This is a genomic window from Bradyrhizobium sp. Kon69 (genome assembly GCF_055807515.1).
In genome coordinates, this window is record NZ_JBVVOS010000004.1 from 254,582 (window position 1) to 275,894 (window position 21,313).

The 21,313-nt window shown below is 64.0% G+C and carries 21 protein-coding genes; 10 read left to right on the forward strand and 11 right to left on the reverse strand.

Annotated features, from left to right (window positions below; all coding sequences use genetic code 11):
• Positions 1-101: 101 nt before the first annotated feature.
• The 7 genes from AC0L3U_RS07635 to AC0L3U_RS07665 all read right to left on the reverse strand — a co-directional run bounded on the left by AC0L3U_RS07635 (position 102) and on the right by AC0L3U_RS07665 (position 6,937).
• Positions 102-1,667, reverse strand: a complete 1,566-nt coding sequence (locus tag AC0L3U_RS07635) for an alkaline phosphatase D family protein (protein ID WP_473361268.1) — start codon at positions 1,665-1,667, stop codon at positions 102-104.
• A gap of 118 nt (positions 1,668-1,785) precedes the next feature.
• Positions 1,786-2,199, reverse strand: coding sequence for a hypothetical protein (locus tag AC0L3U_RS07640; protein ID WP_473292855.1), 414 nt, complete (start codon positions 2,197-2,199; stop codon positions 1,786-1,788).
• Positions 2,200-2,312: 113 nt separating this feature from the next.
• Positions 2,313-3,314 carry an NAD(P)H-dependent flavin oxidoreductase gene (locus AC0L3U_RS07645; protein WP_473361269.1) on the reverse strand — a complete coding sequence of 334 codons (1,002 nt, stop codon included), beginning with the start codon at positions 3,312-3,314 and terminating at the stop codon, positions 2,313-2,315.
• A 94-nt stretch (positions 3,315-3,408) separates the two neighbouring features.
• Entirely contained in the window at positions 3,409-5,028 is a 1,620-nt protein-coding gene (locus AC0L3U_RS07650) for a DHA2 family efflux MFS transporter permease subunit (protein WP_473361270.1), read from the reverse strand.
• Positions 5,025-6,179, reverse strand: a complete 1,155-nt coding sequence (locus AC0L3U_RS07655) for an HlyD family secretion protein (RefSeq protein ID WP_473361271.1) — start codon at positions 6,177-6,179, stop codon at positions 5,025-5,027. Before AC0L3U_RS07655 ends, AC0L3U_RS07650 begins: the two co-directional genes overlap by 4 nt.
• Before the next feature lie 200 nt (positions 6,180-6,379).
• Positions 6,380-6,538, reverse strand: coding sequence for a hypothetical protein (locus AC0L3U_RS07660; protein WP_473361272.1), 159 nt, complete (start codon positions 6,536-6,538; stop codon positions 6,380-6,382).
• A 24-nt stretch (positions 6,539-6,562) separates the two neighbouring features.
• The gene (locus AC0L3U_RS07665; RefSeq protein WP_456765499.1) at positions 6,563-6,937 is read right to left on the reverse strand and encodes a PRC-barrel domain-containing protein; all 375 of its coding nucleotides are present in this window, start codon (positions 6,935-6,937) and stop codon (positions 6,563-6,565) included.
• Between the two features lie 156 nt (positions 6,938-7,093).
• Here AC0L3U_RS07665 and AC0L3U_RS07670 point away from each other — a divergent pair, with 156 nt between their 5' ends.
• From AC0L3U_RS07670 to AC0L3U_RS07700, 7 genes are all read left to right on the forward strand, one after another.
• The gene (locus tag AC0L3U_RS07670) at positions 7,094-8,881 is read left to right on the forward strand and encodes a thiamine pyrophosphate-requiring protein (RefSeq protein ID WP_473361369.1); all 1,788 of its coding nucleotides are present in this window, start codon (positions 7,094-7,096) and stop codon (positions 8,879-8,881) included.
• Between the two features lie 8 nt (positions 8,882-8,889).
• Positions 8,890-9,117: a hypothetical protein gene (locus AC0L3U_RS07675; protein ID WP_007594757.1), complete on the forward strand. Its 228-nt coding sequence runs from the start codon at positions 8,890-8,892 to the stop codon at positions 9,115-9,117.
• Between the two features lie 88 nt (positions 9,118-9,205).
• Positions 9,206-9,757, forward strand: coding sequence for a DUF4142 domain-containing protein (locus tag AC0L3U_RS07680; RefSeq protein WP_085352563.1), 552 nt, complete (start codon positions 9,206-9,208; stop codon positions 9,755-9,757).
• A 206-nt stretch (positions 9,758-9,963) separates the two neighbouring features.
• Positions 9,964-10,854, forward strand: a complete 891-nt coding sequence (locus tag AC0L3U_RS07685; RefSeq protein WP_473361273.1) for an SDR family oxidoreductase — start codon at positions 9,964-9,966, stop codon at positions 10,852-10,854.
• A gap of 110 nt (positions 10,855-10,964) precedes the next feature.
• On the forward strand, positions 10,965-11,549 hold the full coding sequence (locus AC0L3U_RS07690) for a phosphatase PAP2 family protein (RefSeq protein WP_473361274.1): 585 nt from the start codon (positions 10,965-10,967) through the stop codon (positions 11,547-11,549).
• Complete coding sequence (locus tag AC0L3U_RS07695; protein ID WP_473361275.1) at positions 11,546-11,893, forward strand: DUF3147 family protein; 348 nt, start codon at positions 11,546-11,548, stop codon at positions 11,891-11,893. Before AC0L3U_RS07690 ends, AC0L3U_RS07695 begins: the two co-directional genes overlap by 4 nt.
• Positions 11,893-12,381, forward strand: a complete 489-nt coding sequence (locus AC0L3U_RS07700) for a DUF3147 family protein (protein WP_473361276.1) — start codon at positions 11,893-11,895, stop codon at positions 12,379-12,381. The genes AC0L3U_RS07695 and AC0L3U_RS07700 overlap by 1 nt, the downstream gene beginning before the upstream one ends.
• Here AC0L3U_RS07700 and AC0L3U_RS07705 read toward each other — a convergent pair.
• Positions 12,378-12,545 (reverse strand): hypothetical protein, encoded by a 168-nt coding sequence (locus tag AC0L3U_RS07705; RefSeq protein WP_473361277.1) that lies wholly within the window; start codon positions 12,543-12,545, stop codon positions 12,378-12,380. The genes AC0L3U_RS07700 and AC0L3U_RS07705 overlap by 4 nt on opposite strands.
• A 175-nt stretch (positions 12,546-12,720) precedes the next feature.
• Between AC0L3U_RS07705 and AC0L3U_RS07710 the strand changes: the two genes are divergently transcribed.
• Positions 12,721-12,969: a hypothetical protein gene (locus AC0L3U_RS07710; RefSeq protein ID WP_275171708.1), complete on the forward strand. Its 249-nt coding sequence runs from the start codon at positions 12,721-12,723 to the stop codon at positions 12,967-12,969.
• A 137-nt stretch (positions 12,970-13,106) separates the two neighbouring features.
• Here the strand turns inward: AC0L3U_RS07710 and AC0L3U_RS07715 are convergent, their stop codons facing one another.
• Positions 13,107-13,313, reverse strand: coding sequence for a hypothetical protein (locus tag AC0L3U_RS07715; protein WP_007594775.1), 207 nt, complete (start codon positions 13,311-13,313; stop codon positions 13,107-13,109).
• Positions 13,314-13,628: 315 nt separating this feature from the next.
• Positions 13,629-13,823: a hypothetical protein gene (locus tag AC0L3U_RS07720; protein ID WP_027516515.1), complete on the reverse strand. Its 195-nt coding sequence runs from the start codon at positions 13,821-13,823 to the stop codon at positions 13,629-13,631.
• Between the two features lie 96 nt (positions 13,824-13,919).
• Here AC0L3U_RS07720 and AC0L3U_RS07725 point away from each other — a divergent pair, with 96 nt between their 5' ends.
• Complete coding sequence (locus AC0L3U_RS07725; RefSeq protein ID WP_473361278.1) at positions 13,920-14,432, forward strand: DUF4142 domain-containing protein; 513 nt, start codon at positions 13,920-13,922, stop codon at positions 14,430-14,432.
• A gap of 17 nt (positions 14,433-14,449) precedes the next feature.
• On the opposite strand, the gene AC0L3U_RS07730 is transcribed toward AC0L3U_RS07725, so the two are convergent.
• Positions 14,450-14,731 (reverse strand): hypothetical protein, encoded by a 282-nt coding sequence (locus AC0L3U_RS07730; protein WP_473361279.1) that lies wholly within the window; start codon positions 14,729-14,731, stop codon positions 14,450-14,452.
• Between the two features lie 279 nt (positions 14,732-15,010).
• Between AC0L3U_RS07730 and AC0L3U_RS07735 the strand changes: the two genes are divergently transcribed.
• Entirely contained in the window at positions 15,011-21,301 is a 6,291-nt protein-coding gene (locus AC0L3U_RS07735; protein ID WP_473361280.1) for a HAMP domain-containing protein, read from the forward strand.
• Positions 21,302-21,313 lie beyond the last annotated feature (12 nt).

Sequence of the window (21,313 nt, forward strand, 5' to 3'; positions counted from 1 at the left end):
GCTGCGTGAGTAGACTCTTCGGTGATGGAAAAGAGGTGGCGGGAACGGGCAGCATAGCGCGGGAGGCGCACGGCAGCCAATCAAGATCGGGTTAGCATCCCTCAGGAATGCTGCGCCACCACGGCAGGACGCGCCTGCGGCTGCGGCACGATATCGACCGACCAGAGGTCCCGGTTGTCGACGTCCTTCAGCGTTACTGTCATCACGCCGGTCCGGCCATTGATGTCAACCTTGCCGAAGAACTGCAGTCCGAAACAGGGCGCGAGGTTTTCGCCCTGCGCCTCGCTGCACCCGTTCTGGTACATCGCGACCGGACCAAAGGTATTGTCGAGTTTGCCCGGGCCCCAGGTGCCGGCATGCAAGGGTCCCGAGACGAACTCCCAGAACGGTTCGAACTCCTGGAATTGCGCCCTGTTCGGATCGTAATAATGCGCGGCGGTGTAGTGCATGTCGGCGGTGAGCCAGACGATGTTGCGAATTCCGGCGCGCTTGATCGACGCGAGAAGATCGGCGATCTCGTGCTCACGCCGGTCGGGCGACCCATTGCCCAGTGCAACCGCATCGAGGCTGACCAGCCCGATCGGCAGGTCGGCGGCGATCACCTTCCAGGTCGCGCGCGAGGCCGCGAGCTCACGCTTCAGCCAGGCGAGCTGTTCGGCGCCCAGGATCCAGCCGCGGTGATCGTCGCCCTTGTTCCAGCTATCGTCGCGATAGCTGCGCATGTCGATCATGAAGACGTCGAGCAAAGGACCATAGGCGACCTTGCGATAGACCCGCCTCTTTTGCGCGCCGATGTCGCGGATCGGCATGAAGTCGAAGAAGGCCCGGCGGGCGCGCGCGATCAGGCGCGGAGTGCCGTCATCCTCATGGCCGGCCCCGTCATAGCTGCCGGTCGGCGACCAATCGTTGGTAACCTCGTGGTCGTCCCATTGCGCGAACATCGGCACCTCGGCATGGAAGGCGCGGAAATGCTCGTCGAGATGGTTGTATTTGTAATTGCCGCGGAACTGCGCCAGCGTGTGCGCGACCTCGGATTTCTCCTCGGTCACGACATTGCGCCAGATCTCACCGTTCGGCAGCTTCTGCTCGGAGGGAATCGTGCAATCGGCGTAGATGTGATCGCCGGAGTGGATGAAGAAGTCGGGGCGATTGTCGAGCATGGTGCGATAGCTGCGGTAACCGCCGCGCGATGTGTCGATGCCCCAGCCCTGCCCTGCAGTATCGCCGGACCACAGGAACGAGATCGACCGGCCGGCAGCCGGCGCAGTGCGGAAATGGCCGATGCGGCTTTTGCCGGCGATGCCGGTCGCGATGTCGTCGAAGCGCACACGATAGAAGATGTCCTGCCCGGGCGGCAGATCTGCCAGCAGCAGCTTTGAGGTGAAGTCGGCATCGGGCGACGCATCGCGCGAAGCCGAGGCGATGACGGTCTTGAAGCTTTCCACGGACGAATAGTCCACCTGCATCCGCGCGGGCCGGTCGGCGCGCGCCCAGATCACGGCGGAGCCATCCGAGACGTCGCCGGACTGGATGCCGCCTGCGATCTGCGGACGATCCGCGGCGCGGCTGAGATGTGGCGTTGCGAGCGCGGCAACGGCGAGGCTCGAGGTGGAACGGACCAGGAATTGCCGCCGGGTCCAGGCGCGCGAGGCGCGGGGCGCTACCATTCAGGAAACCTTCGTCGACTAGCGACGGAAGGTGCCTGCGTCGTTTGACCCCCGGCTTACGGTTTCTTGACCGCGGGCCTACGGTTTTACGACGTGCGGATGACGGCTCGGAGCTGACCTAATGCTTCCAGTTGCAGATGCCGCCGCTGCGGCACGGCCAGGTCTGGATGCGGGTGTCCATCGCCTGCGCGTCGAGCGGATTGCCGTGGCGATGCGCGAGCTTCGTGCGCGCCGCGCCGCGTGGCTGCGCGGGCTTGGCGTGCGCGACCTTCGGCTCCGACACGCGCACGCGTTCGGCAGCGACCTTCTTGGGAACGTCGACCGGCTCGGCGCGCGCCTGCGCCTCGTTGCCACCGCGCGCTTCCAGCGCGACCGGCGCGAATTGGGTTTCGGGCCCGAGCCGCTTCGGCGATAACACCGCCTTCGAAAGATCGAGGCCGAGATATTCGTCGGGCTTGTAGTCGTCAGCGCGCGCGACGCCGCCCCATGCGAGCACGAGGGCAACGGCAATTGCAAAAGGAGCGCTCTTCATAATCACGGACGCCTCCTGAAATTGATTGTTAAGAGGTAATTTACCTCTATTTAGGAGGCGTCGCGCGCAATTCCAGCGGTCAACTGCCGCCGTGGTTAAGAAGTTTGGCGGTCTCAGGCGACCTTTCGCGGTGCACCCGTCCCTTCAAGAAACCCCATCAGACGGGTACGGATGATGGTTTCCGCCTCAGCCATGATCCTGTCGACGAGTTCCTTGCAGGTCGGGATATCATGGATGAGGCCCGCGACCATGCCGCAGCTCCACGCGCCCGCGTCCATCTGCCCGTCCAGCATGATCTTGGGATAGACGCCCGCGACCTGGTCGTGGATGTCGTCGATCTTCAGCCTGTCGCCCTTCTCGCGTTCGATCTCCAGCAGGCGGTCGACATTGGCGTTCTTCAGCACGCGCTCGGTGTTGCGCAGGCTCCGCATGATCAGGCGGGTGTCGAGCTCGGTCGCCGCGACCAGCGCGTTCTTGACGTTCTGATGCACCGGGGCTTCCTTGGTGGCGATGAAGCGCGTGCCCATGTTCATGCCGGCCGCCCCCAGCGACAGCGCCGCGACGAGGCTGCGGCCGTCGGCCATGCCGCCGGACGCGACGAACGGGATCTTCAATTCCTCCGCCGCGCGCGGCAGCAGAATCATGTTGGGAATGTCGTCCTCGCCGGGATGGCCGCCGCACTCAAAACCGTCAACGCTGACGGCGTCACATCCGATGCGCTCGGCTTTCAGGGAGTGGCGCACCGAGGTGCATTTGTGGATGACCTTGATCCCGGCAGCCTTCAGCGCGGGCATGTAGGCTTCCGGGCTGCGGCCAGCGGTCTCCACGGCCTTGATGCCGCCTTCGACGATGGCCGCGATGTATTCCGGATAAGGCGGCGCGGCGAAGGTCGGCAGGAAGGTGAGGTTCACGCCGAACGGCTTGTCGGTCATATCGCGGCAGCGTGCGATCTCTTTTGCCAGCAGCTCCGGCGTCTTCTGCGTGAGACCGGTGATGATGCCAAGCCCGCCGGCATTGGAGACGGCAGCCGCCAGCTCGGCAAAGCCGACGAAATGCATGCCGCCCTGGATGATGGGGTGCTCGATGCCGAACAGTTCGGTGATCGCGGTCTTCACTTAAATTACCTCCCGGGCTCTGCTTGGTGTGTTCGAACCAGTCTAGCCGGACTTTTGCGCCGCGGTCACCCTTTCTCTCCGAATGGTCGTTGGCTCAATGCCCCCGCGCGGGAGCGCCCAGCTTGATCGGGCGCAGCACCGCGGCAGTCGGGATCATCAGCACCGCGATGATTGCGAGCGTCCAGAACACGTCGATATAGGCGAGCAAATCGACCTGATGCTGCAAGGTGCGGCCGACCCAGGCGACCGCCTGCGAGGCCGCATCGCTCGCGTTCGAGCCCTGGGCCTGGAAGAAGCGGGTCATGGTCTCGATGGTCTGCTGGTAGCCGAGATCCGATGGCGCGGCGTGCTCGATCAGGCGGCTCTGGTGAAATTGCTGGCGCTGCGCCAGAATTGTCTGCGCCAGTGCGACGCCCATGGAGCCGCCGATATTGCGGGCGACGTTGATTAGCGCCGAGGCCTGGTTGGTCTTGTCCGGCGGCACGCCGTCATAGGACGCGGTCGTGACCGGCAGGAACAGGAAAGGCAGACCGAGCGCGAGGAAGATGCGCGACATCGCGGCGTAGCCATAGGTGATGTCGCCGGTGAGGCCCGTGAGATGCCACATCGAGAACGCGACGATGGTGGCGCCAAACATGATGAGGTATTTCGGCTGCACACTGCTGACCAGACGGCCCACCACCGGCATCAGCACCAGGGTCGCGATTCCGCCAGGTGACAGCGCGAGGCCCGCCAGCATGGCGGTGTAGTTCAAATCGCTCTGGAGCAGTTGCGGCAAAAGCTGCGTCGTCGAGATCAGCACCGCGCCGGTCGCAAGCATGACCAGGAAGCAGGCGGCGAACTGGCGGCGGCCCAGCAGGCGGAGATCGACGATGGGATCCTCGCGCGTCAGCTCCCACGGGATCAGCGCAAGCAGTGACACGGCCGAAAGCACCGCGAAAAACACGATCATGTTCGAGCCGAACCAGTCGCTGCGCTGGCCCTCGTCGAGCACGTATTCGAGCGAGCCGAGCCCGATCGCGACCAGCAGGAAGCCGACATAGTCGACCCGCAGGCCCTTGCTCAGCAGCTTCTCCCTCTCCTCCTCCGCGCCCGACGGCTCCTTGACCAGCGTGCCGACCAGGAACAGCGACAGCATTCCCATGGGGACGTTGATCAGGAACACCCAGTGCCAGGTATAGGTGTCGGTGATCCAGCCGCCGAGCGTCGGACCGACCACGGGTGCGACCACGACGGCAACGCCATAGATCGCGAAAGCCTGGCCGCGCTTGTGCGGCGGGAAGGAGTCGGCGAGGATCGCCTGCTCGCTGGTCGCCATGCCGCCGCCACCAAGGCCCTGAAGGATTCGGAACAGCACCAGCGCCTGCAAATTCCAGGCGAAGCCACACAGGAGCGAGGAGACCGTGAAGATCGCAACGCAGATCATGTAGAAACGCTTGCGGCCAATCACGGTCGACAGCCAGCCCGAGATCGACAGCACGATGGCGTTGGCGACGAGATAGCTGGTGATGACATAGGTGCTCTCGTCGATGCCGACGGCAAGCCCACCGGCGATGTGGCGCAAGGCGACATTGGCAATGGTGGTATCGAGCACCTCCATGAAGGTCGCGATCGAGACGACGAACGCAATGAGATACGGATTATGACCGCCCGCCGCCGAGCGCTCCGGCGACCAGCCGCCCGCGGACGCGCCGCCTTGCGCCGTATCCGTCATCGCACCCTGGTCCAGGGCACGACCGACATGCCGGGACCGACGGGCAGATCGGCCGGCCAGCTGTCGACCACGATCTTCACCGGCACGCGCTGCACTACCTTGACGTAATTGCCGGTGGCGTTCTCCGCCGGCAGCAGGCTGAACGCGGTGCCGGAGCCCGGCTGCACGGATTCGACATGGCCGGTGAGCTTACGCCCGGGATAGGCGTCGATGCGGATTTCGACCGGCTGGCCCGGCCGCATGTCGTTGAGCTGGGTCTCCTTGTAGTTGGCGACGATCCAGACCTCGTCGGGCACGAACATCATCAGGCTCTGGCCCGCGTTGACGAAGGTGCCCTTGGCGCCGCTGAGTTTGACGACGCGGCCGGACTGCGCCGCAACGACACTGGTGTATTGCAGGTTCAGCTTGGCCTGATCGAGCTGCGCCTGCGACTGCTCGAGCTGCGCCCGGGCGCCCTCAAGCTGCGCCTGCAGCGTCTTGATGCCGACTTGCGCGGCCGTCACAGCGGTCTTCGCGCGCTCGGTATTGGCCTGCTGCGCCTGAAGATCGGAGCGGGTCTGCTGCTGGCGCTGCACGGTGCCGGCGCCCTTCTCGACCAGATCCTGGGCGCGCGCGAATTCTTCCTGCGAGAACTGAAGCTGGGCCTGGGCCTGTTCGAGCTGCGCCTCCGCCTGCTTGATCTGCTCCTGCTGCGAGACGATCTGCGCCTCGACATTGGCGATGTTCGCCTTGGCGACCGCGACCTGCGCATTGGCTTGATCGATGGCGATGCGATAGTCGCGCTCGTCGATCTTAGCGAGAAGGTCCCCGGCGTTGACATGCTGGTTGTCCGTCACCGGGATGTCAGTCACGTACCCGCCGACCTTGGAGGCCACGGAAAAGCTCCGCGCCGCGACGAAGGCATCGTCGGTGGATTCATAGTGGCGTACCTGGAGCCAGTAGAGCAGTCCGCCGATCAGGGCCGCGAGCAAGACGATCGTGGCAACGGTTGCCAGCAACCAATGCTCGCGAATCCGCTCTCGCAGCGACGGCGCCTTCGCCGGCTTCTGGTCCTCGGCGTCACGGGGCTGATCGGGAGAGGTCTTCGGAGCTTCCTTCGCCCTCTGCGGCTGCTCCGCGGACGGCCCACGCTCCCGGGTCTGAGCATCCACGGTGAACACCTTTCTCGGGGATCAAACTGACGGCAGAGCCGCCAAAAGCGGCTCACGCGCCGCGAGCCCAACTGCAACTCCTGATCATGGTTCCGCTTGTTGCGAGCACCATCGCGTTCGTGAACGCCCTGCCCAAAAAAGAAGCGCGGCACAGTGGGTGCCGCGCTCGCCTCGATGTCTGATGGGAACGGCACCTCGTCTCAGTGCGTCTTCGTCGCGCGCCATTTCTCCAGATCGGGCTTCACCTCGTCCGATCCCTGTTCTTTTTCCGGAGTGCCCTTCCAGGGCTTGTCCGTCTGCTTGTGCGAACCCCAGTCGCTCTGCTGCCTGGGATCGTCGTTAGGCCGTTCCTTGCTCATCGAGCTTCCTTTCGGTGGAAACGCTTACGCGAAGGGGACGCCGTAATAGGAGTTGATGCCGCGAACCGCGGCGTCATCACCCCAGTTCCAATCACTCCGTTCGCCGTATTTCGGCGCGCCTTCCAGTTCCTTGGTGGTGATGCCGGTGACATAACCGCCAAGCTCCGTGTCGTATTTCAGGGACTGCCACGGCAGCGGATAATGGTCGTTGCCGAGGCCCAGAAATCCGCCGAAGCCGAGCACTGCGTAAGACACCTTGCCGCTGATCTTGTCGATCATCACGCGTTCGATCGAGCCGATTTTGTTGCGATCGGCGCCGTAGACCGATGTTCCCTCGACCTTGTCGCTGCCGATCAACCGACCCATCTCGTCCTGGTCCAGTTCACCCTGATTCAACATCTCAATTCTCCACTCAGCCAGTGTGGAGACAACCCAAAAAGGTGCGCGATCGTTCCGGCATGTTCCGTCAGACTTGAGGAACATCGCCGGAAACGGGCGGTTCTCTCAACTTCAAATCCCGGAAACCAAATGCCGGAAAGCGAAGGGCCGCCCTCGATGTCCCAGACCGTCTCCGACTTCATCGTTCAACGCCTGCATCAATGGGGCGTGCGCCACCTCTTTGGCTATCCCGGCGACGGCATCAACGGCGTGTTCGGCGCCCTTCAGCGCGCTGAGGGCAAGATCGGCTTTGTCCAGGCGCGGCATGAGGAGATGGCCGCTTTCATGGCGACCGCCTATGCGAAGTTCTCCGGCCAGCTCGGGGTCTGCATTGCAACTTCGGGCCCCGGCGCCTCGCATCTGATCACCGGGCTTTACGATGCGCTGCTCGATCACCAACCGGTGCTCGCGATCGTCGGTCAGCAGGCACGCAATGCATTGGGCGGACATTATCAGCAGGAACTCGATCTGGTCTCGATGTTCAAGGATGTGGCTGGCGCCTATGTCATGCAGGCATCCTCGCCGGCGCAAATCCGGCATCTGATCGATCGATCGATCCGGATCGCGCTGGCCCGGCGGACGCCAACGGTGATCATCCTGCCCAACGATATCCAGGAGGAGCCATACGAGGATCCGCCCCGCGCTCACGGCACCCTGCATTCTGGCATCGGCTATAGCGCGCCAAGCATCAAGCCTCGTGACGCTGACCTCGACCGTGCCGCCGAGGTGCTCAACGCCGGCAAGAAGGTCGCGATGCTCGTCGGCGCCGGCGCGCTGCACGCCACCGAGGAGGTGATCGCGGTCGCCGATCGCTTGTCCGCCGGCTGCGCCAAGGCGCTGCTCGGCAAGGCGGCGCTCCCCGACGATCTGCCCTGGGTCACCGGCTCGATCGGCCTGCTCGGCACCGAACCCAGCTACAACATGATGATGGAATGCGACACGCTGCTGATGGTCGGCTCCGCCTTTCCGTATGCCGAATTCCTGCCGAAGGAAGGCGCGGCGCGCGGCGTGCAGATCGACATCGACGCCAGCATGATGTCGATCCGCTTTCCGATGGAGGTTGGCCTGGTCGGCGATGCCGCCGAGACGCTGCGCGCCCTGCTGCCGCGACTGAAACCTAAGACCGATGGCGCCTGGCGCCAGGGGATCCAGGACGACGTCGCGAAATGGTGGAAGACGCTCGATGATCGTGCACATCAGCCTGCGGCACCGGTCAATCCGCAGCTCGTCGCCTGGGAGCTGTCTCCGCGCCTGCCCGACCGCGCCATTATCACCAGCGATTCCGGCTCCTGCGCCAACTGGTTCGCGCGCGACCTGAAGATGCGCCGCGGCATGACAGCCTCGCTCTCAGGCGGCCTCGCCTCGATGGGTGCCGCTGTGCCCTATGCGCTCGCCGCGAAATACGCCCATTCCGACCGCCCGGTGATTGCCCTCGTCGGCGACGGCGCGATGCAGATGAACAACATGGCCGAGCTGATCACCGCCGCGAAGTATTGGCGCGACTGGAAGGATCCGCGCTTCATCGTCTGCGTCTTCAACAACGAAGATCTCAACCAGGTGACGTGGGAGCAGCGTATCATCAACGGCGATCCGAAATTCGAGGCATCGCAGCGCATCCCGAACGTGTCCTATTCGCGCTTTGCCGAGCTGATCGGCCTCTCCGGCATCTATGTCGACAGCCCGCAGATGCTGGGCTCGGCCTGGGAGCAGGCGCTGGCGAGCCAGATGCCGGTGGTGCTGGAGGTCAAGACCGACCCCGAAGTGCCCCCGCTGCCGCCGCACATCACCCTGCAGCAAGCCAAGAACTTCTCTCTGGCGCTGATCAAGGGCGATCCCAACGAGAGCGGAGTGATCAAGGGCGCGGCGCGGCAGGTGTTGGAAAAGATCCTGCCTGGAAGTGAATGAGGTGAAGCATGAGCGATTTCCGCGATATCCAGCACGGTGTTAACGATCCCGTCGATGGCCTCGACGTGAAGCGGCAGATCAACGACAACCGGACGCCGCATGAACGGGCACAACGCCATGCAGACGTGCGTGCCGAGGCCACCGCGACGCCGACCGAGCCGTTTCTGCCCGAACGGCTTCGCCGCAAGCCGACCGACCCGATCAACCCACGGAGCGGGCGGAGACCGACGGATTAGCATTAGGAACTCCGGCCCCTGCAGCGTGTTGGTGGCCGCAACGTCGCGCGCGGCGAGAGGCCGCGCGCCCATTCGAAGGGATCGGACCATGAAACGAATGATTATCGCAGCTGCTTGCGTGCTGCTCGCAGGCCCCGCACTCGCCCAGTCGCTCGGCGAGAAAACCGGCGTCAACTCGGCGCTCGGCGTCGCGCCTGCCACCGCCGACTTCGTCAAGGAAGTCGCCATCAGCGACATGTTCGAGATCGAGTCGAGCAAGCTCGCCGAGCAGAAGGGCAACGCGCAGGAGAAAACTTTTGCGCAACAGATGGTGACCGACCACACCAAGACCAGCAGCGAACTCAAGGGCCTGGTCAGCGGCGGCAAGGTGCAGGCGACCCTTCCGACAGCGCTCGACAGCTCGCATCAGAGCAAGCTCGACAAGCTCAAGAGCGCGAATGGTAAGGACTTCAGCTCGGATTACAATTCGTACCAGGTCAGTGCCCATGAGGACGCGGTCTCGCTGTTCGAGCGTTACGCCAAGGGCGGCGACAATTCCGACCTGAAGGATTGGGCCGGCAAGACGCTGCCGGCGCTCAAGCACCATCTCGACATGGCCAAGGAGCTGGGCAAGGCGCCGAGCGTCGGCCAGACCAAGTAAACATCTTCCGAGGACGCCGGCTTGCGGGCCGGCGTCCTCTCGTTTTGCAACGATGCCCCTCTCCGCGCATTGAGATCGAAATCGCGGAGATCGTCATGACACATCACGACAAGGCTTCAGTATCCCGCCGGCACGTCGTCCAAGCGGCGAGCGCAACGCTTGCTGCCGCTTCGCTGGCCTCTTCCACAGCGAAAGGAGACGCGTCCATGGCTGAGCAGAAACTCGTCGATCCCGTCACCCGTTTTCCAAAGCCGCCGTTCAAAAAGCAGTCGCAGCCCTGGCCTGGCCTCGCCGGCAAGATGGAGCCGCCTCCGGATCACGGCGAAACGAGTTACAAGGGCTCCGGCCGGCTCGCCGGCCGCAAGGCGCTGATCACCGGCGGCGATTCCGGTATGGGCCGCGCCGCTGCGATAGCCTACGCACGCGAAGGCGCTGACGTCGCCATCAACTATCTGCCGGCGGAAGAGCCCGATGCGCAGGACGTCATCGCGCTGATCAAGAAGGAAGGGCGTACCGGGCTTGCGATTCCTGGCGACCTCAAGGATGAGGCTTTCTGCAAGAAGCTGGTCGAGCAGGCCGTCCAAGGTCTCGGCGGACTCGACATCGTTGTCTGCAACGCGGCGCGGCAGCAGACACGTGCGTCCATTCTCGACGTCTCCTCGGAAGACTTCGATGCGACCATGAAGACCAACATCTATGCGCCGTTCTGGATCATCAAGGCGGCGCTGCCGCATTTGAAGCCCGGCTCGTCCATCATCGGCACGACGTCGGAGCAGGCGTACGATCCCTCCCCCGATCTCTACGATTATGCGCAGACCAAGGCGGCGACGATGAATTACGTGAAGTCGCTGGCGAAGCAGCTCGCCTCGAAGGGCATCCGGGTCAATGGCGTCGCACCGGGCCCGATCTGGACTCCCCTGCAGGTCTCCGGCGGCGCCACGATGGAGAAGCTCGAAAAATTCGGCGGCATGACGCCGCTCGGCCGTCCCGGCCAGCCCGCCGAACTGGCCTCCATTTACGTGCAGCTTGCCGCAGCCGACGCGAGCTATGCGACCGGCCAGGTCTATGGATCCGCTGGTGGGTCGGGACAGCCGTAGTCACGCGAGTTGGTCTTGGCTGCAGGCTGATGTCTCGAGGCAGAGCCAGGAACCTTCTTTGTCTCCAGGCTTTACAAAACTGTCACAAAGGACATTACGCTTGCAGACAGATGGCATTGGTAGAGGTCAAACCCAGCCGGATCGATACCGCGATCGCGGATACGATTGCTGATCACACCAATTCAGGCGTCGAGCACACGGCGCAGACGTTAACCTGGGCCGCCGACGAGCACGTGCTGCTCGCGCTGGCCGCAATAGGCTGGCTCTATACTCACATTCGGCAGCCGCAACAGCGGCCCGTGGCAAACCACGTCCTCGCCGTGTCGCTCGCGACGGCCGCCCTGCCGCATGTCTTGAAATCCGTGTTCGATCAGACCAGGCCAGACCGACTGACCATCCGCGGACACGGGCATGGAGTACCCATCTCAGGACAGGCGCGCGACGCCTTCCCGTCCGGTCACGCGGTCCATATGGGCGCCCTTGCCTCGGCGGCGGGCTTGCTGCCGAAGGCGCCGCGCCGATTGCTGCGCACGGTTGCGATCGCGCTATCGCTGACACGGATCGCGGTGCTCGCGCATTGGGCAAGCGACGTGATCGCAGGCTTTGCGCTTGGCGCGGCCGTAGAGAGACTTTTGCGGCCATGGACACTGACGCAATCGTTCCGCAAGCAAGTCGATCGGCGGGAAAAGCCGTGACCGAATATATCGTGCGCTTCATCGCCGGTGGCATCATCGTCTCCGCTTTTGCGATCTTGGGCGATATGCTCAAACCCAAAAGCTTTGCGGGGTTGCTCGGCGCAGCACCGTCGGTTGCACTGGCGACGCTCGGTATCGCCGTCGTCCAGCACGGCCCGCAATATGCTGCGGCCGAAAGCTGGACCATGATCTATGGCGCGGTCGCGCTCGGCTGCTACAGCGTCGTCGTCTGCCATCTGCTGATCAGATACCGGGTGTCCGCGCTGCCGGCGACTGTCCTCGCTGTCATCGTGTGGCTGGCGGTCGCCTTCGGCCTGCTCGCCGGGTTGGGAGGTGCGGCCTGATGCCGGTCAAGCTGTCGCGCTCCGCGCTGAAGCAGACACGCTGGTACGAATACGGCATTCGTTTCCTGCTCGGTGGCTTGGCGACCGTGCTCACGGGGGTTCTGGGAGCGCGCTTCGGTGTGTCCGTCGGCGGACTTTTCCTTGCGCTTCCCGCTATCTTCTGCGCCAGCGCAACGCTGGTCGAAAGTCATGAACGCCGCACCAAGGAGAAGGCCGGCCTCAGCGGCACGCGCCGCGGGCAAGAGGCCGCCGCGCTCGACGCTGCTGGCGCCGCGTGGGGAAGCATCGGTCTCCTGGCATTCGCCGCCGTCTTTCATTTCACCGTGGCCGCGAGCGTTGCCGGCGCTTTCGCTGCCGCGTTGATAGCCTGGGCCGTCGTTTCGGTGTTGGCCTGGTGGCTCAGGCGCAAGCTTCGCATCGTCTCCCACAAACCGCACCAATCAGCTCCTTCGGTATCGGCAAAGGGCTCTCCACTGGCGAAGCGCTAGCCCGCTTTGGCATGCGTCGACGGCTGCAAACTCGGCGGTTGAAGGCCCGGACTGTTGGCCCAGCGCTCGACCTGCTCGATGACCTTCTGGTGGCTGGGGCGCACCGGCTTGGGTGCTTCGCTCTCGTCGATATGGTTACGCGGGAATCTGACTTCGTTCGTCATGACGTCTCTCCCATTTGCCGGGAGCATACACCTGCCTAGGAGCCTTTGCATCATGTAACTTATTGATTTTGCTATATTATTTTACTCACTTGGCGCCATAGAAGCATCTTATGGAACCGCGGTGGAATGAGTTCGTTGAGTAAACTACTCAACTTGCTCATTTGGATGATTGATCATGAACGACCTTCGCGCCGAGCGGCTCCAGGTCATGCTGTCACCGGAAGAACTGGCCGCGGTTGACGACTTCCGGTTCAAACATCGCATGCCGACGCGAGCCGCAGCCGTGCGCGAGCTCCTGAAGCTCGGACTCGCAACCGCCGCTGTCGATGCAGGGCCTAATGTCAAATCGAGTAGGTTCGGAGTTTTCGGGCGCGGCCCGGACGGCCACACGCAACCGCATCCGCAGCGCGACACTGAGGATTAGTCCAGCCTGATGCTCAAGCAAACGGCCCCGGCACAGGGTGCCAGGGCCGTCCTTGGAGATTGCTTCCGGATCACCGGGGGCATGACGGCCGGAAGCAATCCCTCGACTCATTGCGTGCGAATTCGTTCCTAATGGAATCAGCCGCTCGGGGCGTCGCCGGAATCATCCGGCGCCATGCCGGAGCCGGGCGTCTTGCTGTTGTCGTTCAGCTTGGGATCGCGCGTGGCCTCGCGAGAGGGCGAGCCCTTTGGCTCCGACTTGTGCACGGTCTGCGCGCGCTGCTTGTCCCTCGGCTGCTGTTCACCGCGCTGATCTCTGATGATGCCTTGGTCGGAATGGGCCATGATAGCTCTCACCTCTTTGCTGTCTCGAAGCGCCTACGCGCTGGAGCGTCGAAGGTTCCGGACGCGCGAGATCAGACTGCTAACTGTGCGCTGAGTGCACCGGGGCCGATGCATTTTCATGATGCACCTGCCGCACCGTTGTCACCGTGGCGAACGCGACCGACACGCCAAAGGCGAGGATGAGCGAAAGAAGAGCCAGACGTGGAGCCATTGCAAAAACCTCCTGTAATAGGAAATCAACGCGATCGACTGTTACGAATGATCCTGCTTGCCGTCCGTGAGCAGTCTCACACGTAGATCCACGAAACGAGAGCGTTACGCATCCTGCTTTTGACGGATGCGGGCTGGAACGGGCGGGACCTCGCCGTCGAGCCAATCCTGCTCGTTGGCGAGTGCCGTCCACGCGTTCGCCATGCGCAGAAAACGATTGTGTGACGGCTGTCCTTCGGCGCGCTCAGCGAGCTGGAGGCAGTTGTCGGCGTTATCTCTGAAGATCTCGGACTGTTTCATCAACATGAATTGGGGACGGAACCGTCGCGTCGCAACCGCCCTTACCGGATGGTAACATCTGCGGAACTTTCGACTGGCGTCCGCCATTGGATATCCATGCGGATTCTTCTCGCGATGGTTTTGGCATTCATCAGCACGGCCGCGCTTGCCGACAGCACCGGGGAGCGAAGGCCGGCTGGCCGCACGCCGACCGCAACCGAGACCATCAGCGATCTCTACAGCTTCAGTCGCTTCCAGCAGGGTCTGCTGGAGAGCACCGACCTGAAGGGCAATGCCGAAGTCAAGAACCTCGCCGCCCTGCGCGCCGAAGAAGCGGCCCGGCGCGACAAGGCTCTGAAGCCAATTCAGGAAGCGATCGGCACCGAACCGCGCGTCACCAAGACGACCCCGGCGAGTGCGAGCCTGATCGAGCCCGAAACCTCGGACGGACCCACTTTCGTCAGAAGCTTCTATGCCGCGCAAATTCCCGAGTATGAATCGGTGATCGACCTGCTCGAGCGCTATCTGAAGGCGCCTGATAATGCCGCGCTTGCAGCCTTCGCGCGCGAGCAGCTCCCGATGTTGCGCTCGCAGGTCAAGGGCGCCGAGCGCACCATGGCGGACAAGTAGGGCTGCCAAGCAACCCCTTACTTTGGCCCGCTCTTCGGCTGCGCGCTGCGGTTGCCCTCCAGCATCTTGTCGCGGCCGGCGTCCCCATTGTCATCTTTGCCGCCCGAACTCGACGTGCCGCTACCGCTGGGATTGGACCGGGTTGACGTACCCGTGGTTGGTGTGTCCGCGCGTGGGGTGGCGGAGCTTGCGGCGGGATCGCCGGTGACGGCCCCGCGACCGCTGGGGGCCCCGCTCTGCGCCAACGCCGATCCGGCGAACAACATCACGGTCCCGATGACGGCAAATCCTGCTTTCATGTGCGCTCTCCCTGCATCTGCGGGCTAACGGCACGCCCGGCGCTCCGTTCCGGAAGGCAGATGACCAAGTCGCTAAAACGAACCGATCTGCCGACCTGGAAATATTGGAACCGGATGGAACCATTCCGGGGGATGGCACTTAGGTTAATCGGGCTGAGCAAAGCAGGTTCCACTTCCGGGCGCCGTGACGTTGGCGCTTGATTTCGAATTTGGCTGACGCTCTATTTTGATAATCCGCGTCTTGCCTGGGAATCGGCCGACGCCTGCGGGGGACAAATTATGAGCGACCTCGATCCCGGATCTGCATCACGTTCCGGTCGTCGCGTTCCAAAGCCAAAAACCAACGGCATGTCGGAGCCCGATTCCCGGGCAGAATTGCTGCTGGCCCTGCAGGCCATGCGCAACGGCGATTTTTCCGTGCGCATGAGCGGCGACTATCTCGGCATCGACGGCAAGCTCGCCGACACCTTCAACGACATCATCGCCGCCAATCAGCGCATGGCGCAGCAGCTCGAGCTGGTCGGCCAGGTCGTAGGCCGCGAGGGCAAGACGCGCCAACGCGTGAAGTTCGGGCTGGCCTCCGGCTCCTGGGCCGACATGGAAGGCTCGGTCAACACGCTGATCGACGATTTGCTGTGGCCGACGCGCGAGGTGACGCGCGCGGTCGCAGCCGTGGCGCAGGGCGACCTGCTCCAGACCGTCAAGCTCGACGTCGATGGCCGCCCCCTGCGCGGCGAATTCCTGCAGTCGGCGACTATCGTCAACACCATGATCAAGCAGCTCGGCGTGTTTACCTCGGAGGTGACGCGCGTTGCGCGCGAGGTTGGCACCGAAGGCAAGCTCGGCGGCCAGGCCCAGGTGCCTGAGGTGACCGGCGTCTGGAAGGATCTGACCGAGAGCGTCAACTCGATGGCGAACAACCTGACCAACCAGGTTCGCAACATCGCCGAGGTGACGATCGCAGTTGCGAACGGCGACCTCTCGAAGAAGATCACGGTCGACGTCCGCGGCGAGATCCTTCAGCTCAAGGAAGCCATCAACACGATGGTGGACCAGCTCCGCTCCTTTGCCTCCGAAGTGACGCGCGTCGCGCGCGAGGTCGGCACCGACGGCAAGCTTGGCGGCCAGGCCATCGTGCCGGGCGTCGCCGGCACCTGGAAGGATCTCACCGATAGCGTCAACGCGATGTGCGGCAACCTCACAGCACAGGTGCGCAACATCGCCAACGTCACCACCGCCGTGGCGCGCGGCGACCTCTCGCGCAAGATCACGGTCGACGTGCGCGGCGAAATCCTGGAGCTGAAAGACACCATCAACACCATGGTGGACCAGCTCAACTCGTTCGCCTCCGAAGTGACGCGCGTGGCGCGCGAGGTCGGCACCGAAGGCAAGCTCGGCGGCCAGGCCCAGGTGCCGGGCGTGGCCGGTACCTGGAAGGACCTCACCGACAACGTCAACTTCATGGCGTCGAACCTCACCGCGCAGGTCCGCAACATCGCCGACGTTGCCACCGCCATCGCGAGCGGCGACCTCTCGAAGAAGATCACGGTGAACGTCTCGGGCGAAATCCTTCAGCTGAAGGAAACGCTCAACACCATGGTCGACCAGCTCAACGCCTTCGCCGGCGAAGTCACGCGCGTCGCGCGCGAGGTCGGCACCGAGGGCCGACTCGGCGGTCAGGCCAACGTGCTCGGCGTCGCCGGCACCTGGAAGGACCTGACCGAGAGCGTCAACTCGATGGCCTCGAACCTCACCGCGCAGGTCCGCAACATCGCCGAGGTGACGACCGCGGTCGCCGGCGGCGATCTGTCGAAAAAGATCACCGTCGATGTCCGCGGCGAGATCCTGGAGCTGAAAGACACCATCAATACCATGGTGGACCAGCTCAACGCCTTTGCTGGCGAAGTCACCCGCGTCGCCCGCGAGGTCGGCACCGAAGGCAAGCTCGGCGGCCAGGCCCAGGTGCGCGGCGTCGCCGGCACCTGGAAGGATCTCACCGACAGCGTCAATTCGATGGCGTCGAACCTGACCGGCCAGGTCCGCAACATCGCCGAAGTCGCGACCGCGGTCGCCAAGGGCGATCTGTCCAAGAAGATCACCGTCAACGTGTCGGGCGAAATCCTTCAGCTGAAGGAAACGCTCAACACCATGGTGGACCAGCTCAACGCCTTCGCCGGCGAAGTCACGCGCGTCGCGCGCGAAGTCGGCACCGAAGGCAAGCTCGGCGGCCAGGCCGAAGTCCCCGGCGTCGCCGGCACCTGGAAGGACCTCACCGACAGCGTCAACTCAATGGCGGGCAACCTCACCGCCCAGGTCCGCAACATCGCCGAAGTCGCGACTGCGATCGCCGGTGGCGACTTGTCGCGCAAGATCACCGTGGACGTGCGCGGCGAGATCCTTCAGCTCAAGGACACGCTGAACACCATGGTCGACCAGCTCAACCGCTTCGCGGGCGAGGTGACGCGCGTCGCGCGCGAGGTCGGCACCGAAGGTCGGCTCGGCGGCCAGGCCAACGTGCCCGGCGTCGCCGGCACCTGGAAAGACCTCACCGACAGCGTGAACTCGATGGCGGGCAACCTCACCGCCCAGGTCCGCAACATCGCCGAAGTGACCACTGCCGTGGCGCGCGGAGACCTCTCGCGCAAGATCACCGTCGACGTCCGTGGTGAGATCTTGGAGCTGAAGAACACCATCAACACCATGGTGGACCAGCTCAACGGCTTCGCCGGTGAAGTGACGCGCGTCGCGCGCGAGGTCGGCACCGAAGGCAAGCTCGGCGGCCAGGCCGAAGTGCCCGGCGTTGCCGGCACCTGGAAGGATCTCACCGACAACGTCAACTTCATGGCCTCGAACCTCACCGCGCAGGTCCGCAACATCGCCGAGGTCGCGACCGCGATCGCCGGCGGCGACCTGTCGAAGAAGATCACGGTGGACGTGCGCGGCGAAATTCTGCTGCTCAAGGATACCTTGAACACCATGGTCGAGCAGCTCCGCTCCTTCGCCGCGGAAGTGACGCGCGTCGCGCGCGAGGTCGGCACCGAGGGCCGGCTCGGCGGCCAGGCCGTCGTGCCCGGCGTCGGCGGCACCTGGAAGGACCTCACCGATAACGTCAACCTGCTGGCCGCGAACCTCACCACCCAGGTCCGCAACATCGCCGAAGTCACCACCGCCGTCGCGCGCGGCGACCTGTCGCGCAAGATCACCGTCGACGTGAAGGGCGAAATCCTCGAGCTCAAAAACACCATCAACACCATGGTGGACCAGCTCAATGCGTTCGCCGGCGAAGTCACGCGCGTTGCCCGCGAGGTCGGCACCGAAGGCGAACTCGGCGGCCAGGCCCAGGTGCCCGGCGTCGCCGGCACCTGGAAGGATCTCACCGACACGGTCAACTTCATGGCGGCGAACCTGACCGAGCAGGTCCGCGGCATCGTCAAGGTGGTGACCGCGGTCGCCAACGGCGACCTCAAGCAGAACCTCACCGTGAAATCGAAAGGCGAGGTCGCGGCGCTCGCCGACACCATCAACAACATGACCGAGACGCTCGCGACCTTCGCCGACCAGGTGACGTCGGTGGCGCGCGAGGTCGGCGTCGAGGGCCGGCTCGGTGGTCAGGCCGACGTGCCCGGCGCTGCCGGCACCTGGAAGGATCTCACCGGCAACGTCAATTTGCTGGCGGCCAACCTCACCTCGCAGGTGCGCGCGATCGCGGAAGTGGCGACCGCCGTGACCAAGGGCGACCTGACGCGCTCGATCCAGGTCGACGCCCGCGGCGAGGTCGCGGAGCTGAAAGACAACATCAATACGATGATCACGAACCTCCGTCTCACGACGGACGTGAACACCGAGCAGGACTGGCTGAAGACCAATCTGGCGAAATTCACCAACATGCTTCAGGGTCAGCGGGACCTCACCACCGTCGGTCGCCTGCTGCTGACCGAATTGTCGCCGCTGGTGAACGCGCATACCGGCGTGATCTATCAGGTCGAGAACGAGGACAATCCGCGGCTCCTGCTGCTTGCCTCCTATGCCGGCGACGGCGTCTATCCGTATCCGCGCGTGCTGCCATTCGGCGACGGCCTGATCGGCCAATGCGCGCTCGACCGGCGCCCGCGCGTGATTGCGGACATTCCGCCCGACGTGGTGCCGATCAATTCGGCGCTGCTTCGCGTCGCGCCGAAGAACCTCGTGGTGCTGCCGGTGCTGTTCGAAGGCCAGGTCAAGGCGGTCATCGAGCTCGCCTCGCTGACCTCCTTCACGACCTCCCAGATGACCTTCCTGGAGCAGCTCACGGACTCGATCGGCATCGTGCTCAACTCGATCGAGGCGACGATGCAGACCGAAGGCCTGCTCAAGCAGTCGCAGCAGCTCGCCGGCGAGCTCCAGACCCAGCAGCGCGAATTGCAGCAGACCAACGACCAGCTCGAACAGAAGGCGCAGCAACTCGCCGAGCGCAACGTCGAAGTCGAGCGCAAGAACCAGGAGATCGAGCAGGCCCGCCGCGCACTGGAGGAAAAGGCGACCGAGCTCGCGCTGACCTCGAAGTACAAGTCCGAATTCCTGGCAAATATGAGCCACGAGCTGCGCACGCCGCTGAACTCGATCCTGATCCTCGGCCAGCAGCTCACCGACAATCCGGACGGCAATCTTACCGGCAAGCAGGTCGAATTCGCCCGCACCATCCACGGCGCCGGCACCGACCTGCTCAATCTCATCAGCGACATTCTCGATCTCTCCAAGATCGAGTCCGGTACGGTGACGGTCGACGCCGAGGAGATCCTGACCGCGAACCTGCTCGAAACGGTCGGGCGGCCGTTCCGTCACGAGGCGGAGAACCGCAATTTGTCGTTCAAGATCGACGTCGATCCGAACCTCGCGCGCAGCCTCGTCACCGACTCCAAGCGCCTGCAGCAGGTTTTGAAGAACCTGCTCTCCAATGCCTTCAAGTTCACCGCCGAGGGCGAGGTCCGCCTGAACGTCGCCGCCGCGGTCGGCGGCTGGGGCACGGATCATCCCGTGCTGAACTCGGCGCCGGCCGTGATCGCATTCGAAGTGTCCGATACCGGCATCGGCATTCCCCTGGAGAAGCAGAAGCTGATCTTCGAGGCGTTCCAGCAAGCGGATGCCGGCACCAGCCGCAAATATGGCGGCACCGGCCTCGGCCTTGCGATCAGTCGCGAGCTCGCAAGCCTGCTCGGTGGCGAAATCCACCTGCGCAGCTTGCCGGGCAAGGGGTCGTGCTTCACGCTTTACCTGCCGCTGAAATATTCCGGCCCGACGCTCGCGCCCCGCGCGGCGCCCCAGCAACACAGCCAGCCGCCGGCGCTGCAGCCCGCGACAGCCGAACCGCAACGCGTCATCGAGCAGCTTCCCGACGATCGGCTCAACCTCGAACCAGGCGACAGCATCCTCCTGATCGTCGAGGACGACCCGCACTACGCGCGTGTGCTGGTCGACCTCGCGCGCGACAAGGGATTCAAGGTGCTGGTCGCCGCCCGCGGCGCGGAGGCGCTGGAGCTTGCAAAGCAGTACCAGCCGAGGGCCGTCTCGCTCGACGTATTCCTGCCTGATATGCTCGGCTGGACCGTGCTGAGCCAGCTCAAGCACAATCCGCTGACCCGCCACATCCCCGTGCAGATCATCACGCTCGACGAGGACCGCCAGCATGCGCTGGCGCGCGGCGCCTTCTCCTTCGTCAACAAGCCGACGACGACCGAGGGTGTCTCGGCCGCGCTAACCCAGATCAAGGAATATGCGCGGCCGCGGCGCAAGCGGCTGCTGATCGTCGAGGACAACGAGGCCGAGCAGCTCTCGATCCGCGAGCTCCTGCACCACGACGACATCGAGATCGTGACGACCGGCACCGGTGCCGACGCGCTCTCGATGCTGCGTGAGACCCCCTGTGATTGCGTCGTGCTCGACCTGCGCCTCCCCGACATGACCGGCTTCGAGGTGCTCGATCAGATCCGCAACGACGACGCGCTGTCGAACGTTCCGGTGGTCGTCTTCACCGGCCGCGAGCTGTCGGCCGAGGAAGATGCGGAACTCCACACCATGGCGCGGAGCATCGTGGTCAAGGGCGTGGAATCGCCGGAGCGCCTGCTTGACGAGACCGCGCTGTTCCTGCACCGCGTGATCACGGAATTGCCGGTCGAGAAGCAGCGCATGCTCGAGAAGCTGAACAGTTCCGACGAAGACCTGATCGGCAAGACCGCCCTGCTCGTCGACGACGACGCCCGCAACATCTTCGCGCTGTCGAGCGTGCTGGAGCGGCGCGGCATGAAGGTGCTGACGGCCACGACCGGCAACGAGGCGGTGGCCCTGGTTGAATCCAATCCGGAGATCGCCATCGTGCTGATGGACATCATGATGCCGCAGATGGATGGCTATCAGACCATCGGCGTCATTCGTGAAAATCCGACCTTCGCCCGTCTTCCGATCATCGCGTTGACGGCCAAGGCCATGAAGGGCGACCGCGAGAAATGCCTCGAGGCCGGCGCGTCCGACTACCTCGCCAAACCCGTCAACACCGATCAATTGCTGCTTGCAATCCGCATGTGGCTGCACCGCTGAGTTGGATGCCCG

Bases quoted from the DNA above. Each gene is read 5' to 3' on its own strand.
- AC0L3U_RS07720 (WP_027516515.1), bottom strand. From the start codon at position 13,823: ATGAAACAGTCCGAGATCTTCAGAGATAACGCCGACAACTGCCTCCAG.
- AC0L3U_RS07730 (WP_473361279.1), bottom strand. From the start codon at position 14,731: ATGAAAGCAGGATTTGCCGTCATCGGGACCGTGATGTTGTTCGCCGGA.
- AC0L3U_RS07725 (WP_473361278.1), top strand. From the start codon at position 13,920: ATGCGGATTCTTCTCGCGATGGTTTTGGCATTCATCAGCACGGCCGCG.
- AC0L3U_RS07665 (WP_456765499.1), bottom strand. From the start codon at position 6,937: ATGTTGAATCAGGGTGAACTGGACCAGGACGAGATGGGTCGGTTGATC.
- AC0L3U_RS07635 (WP_473361268.1), bottom strand. From the start codon at position 1,667: ATGGTAGCGCCCCGCGCCTCGCGCGCCTGGACCCGGCGGCAATTCCTG.
- AC0L3U_RS07705 (WP_473361277.1), bottom strand. From the start codon at position 12,545: ATGACGAACGAAGTCAGATTCCCGCGTAACCATATCGACGAGAGCGAA.
- AC0L3U_RS07715 (WP_007594775.1), bottom strand. From the start codon at position 13,313: ATGGCCCATTCCGACCAAGGCATCATCAGAGATCAGCGCGGTGAACAG.
- AC0L3U_RS07690 (WP_473361274.1), top strand. From the start codon at position 10,965: ATGGCATTGGTAGAGGTCAAACCCAGCCGGATCGATACCGCGATCGCG.
- AC0L3U_RS07660 (WP_473361272.1), bottom strand. From the start codon at position 6,538: ATGAGCAAGGAACGGCCTAACGACGATCCCAGGCAGCAGAGCGACTGG.
- AC0L3U_RS07685 (WP_473361273.1), top strand. From the start codon at position 9,964: ATGGCTGAGCAGAAACTCGTCGATCCCGTCACCCGTTTTCCAAAGCCG.
- AC0L3U_RS07710 (WP_275171708.1), top strand. From the start codon at position 12,721: ATGAACGACCTTCGCGCCGAGCGGCTCCAGGTCATGCTGTCACCGGAA.
- AC0L3U_RS07700 (WP_473361276.1), top strand. From the start codon at position 11,893: ATGCCGGTCAAGCTGTCGCGCTCCGCGCTGAAGCAGACACGCTGGTAC.
- AC0L3U_RS07735 (WP_473361280.1), top strand. From the start codon at position 15,011: ATGAGCGACCTCGATCCCGGATCTGCATCACGTTCCGGTCGTCGCGTT.
- AC0L3U_RS07650 (WP_473361270.1), bottom strand. From the start codon at position 5,028: ATGACGGATACGGCGCAAGGCGGCGCGTCCGCGGGCGGCTGGTCGCCG.
- AC0L3U_RS07640 (WP_473292855.1), bottom strand. From the start codon at position 2,199: ATGAAGAGCGCTCCTTTTGCAATTGCCGTTGCCCTCGTGCTCGCATGG.
- AC0L3U_RS07670 (WP_473361369.1), top strand. From the start codon at position 7,094: ATGTCCCAGACCGTCTCCGACTTCATCGTTCAACGCCTGCATCAATGG.
- AC0L3U_RS07680 (WP_085352563.1), top strand. From the start codon at position 9,206: ATGAAACGAATGATTATCGCAGCTGCTTGCGTGCTGCTCGCAGGCCCC.
- AC0L3U_RS07675 (WP_007594757.1), top strand. From the start codon at position 8,890: ATGAGCGATTTCCGCGATATCCAGCACGGTGTTAACGATCCCGTCGAT.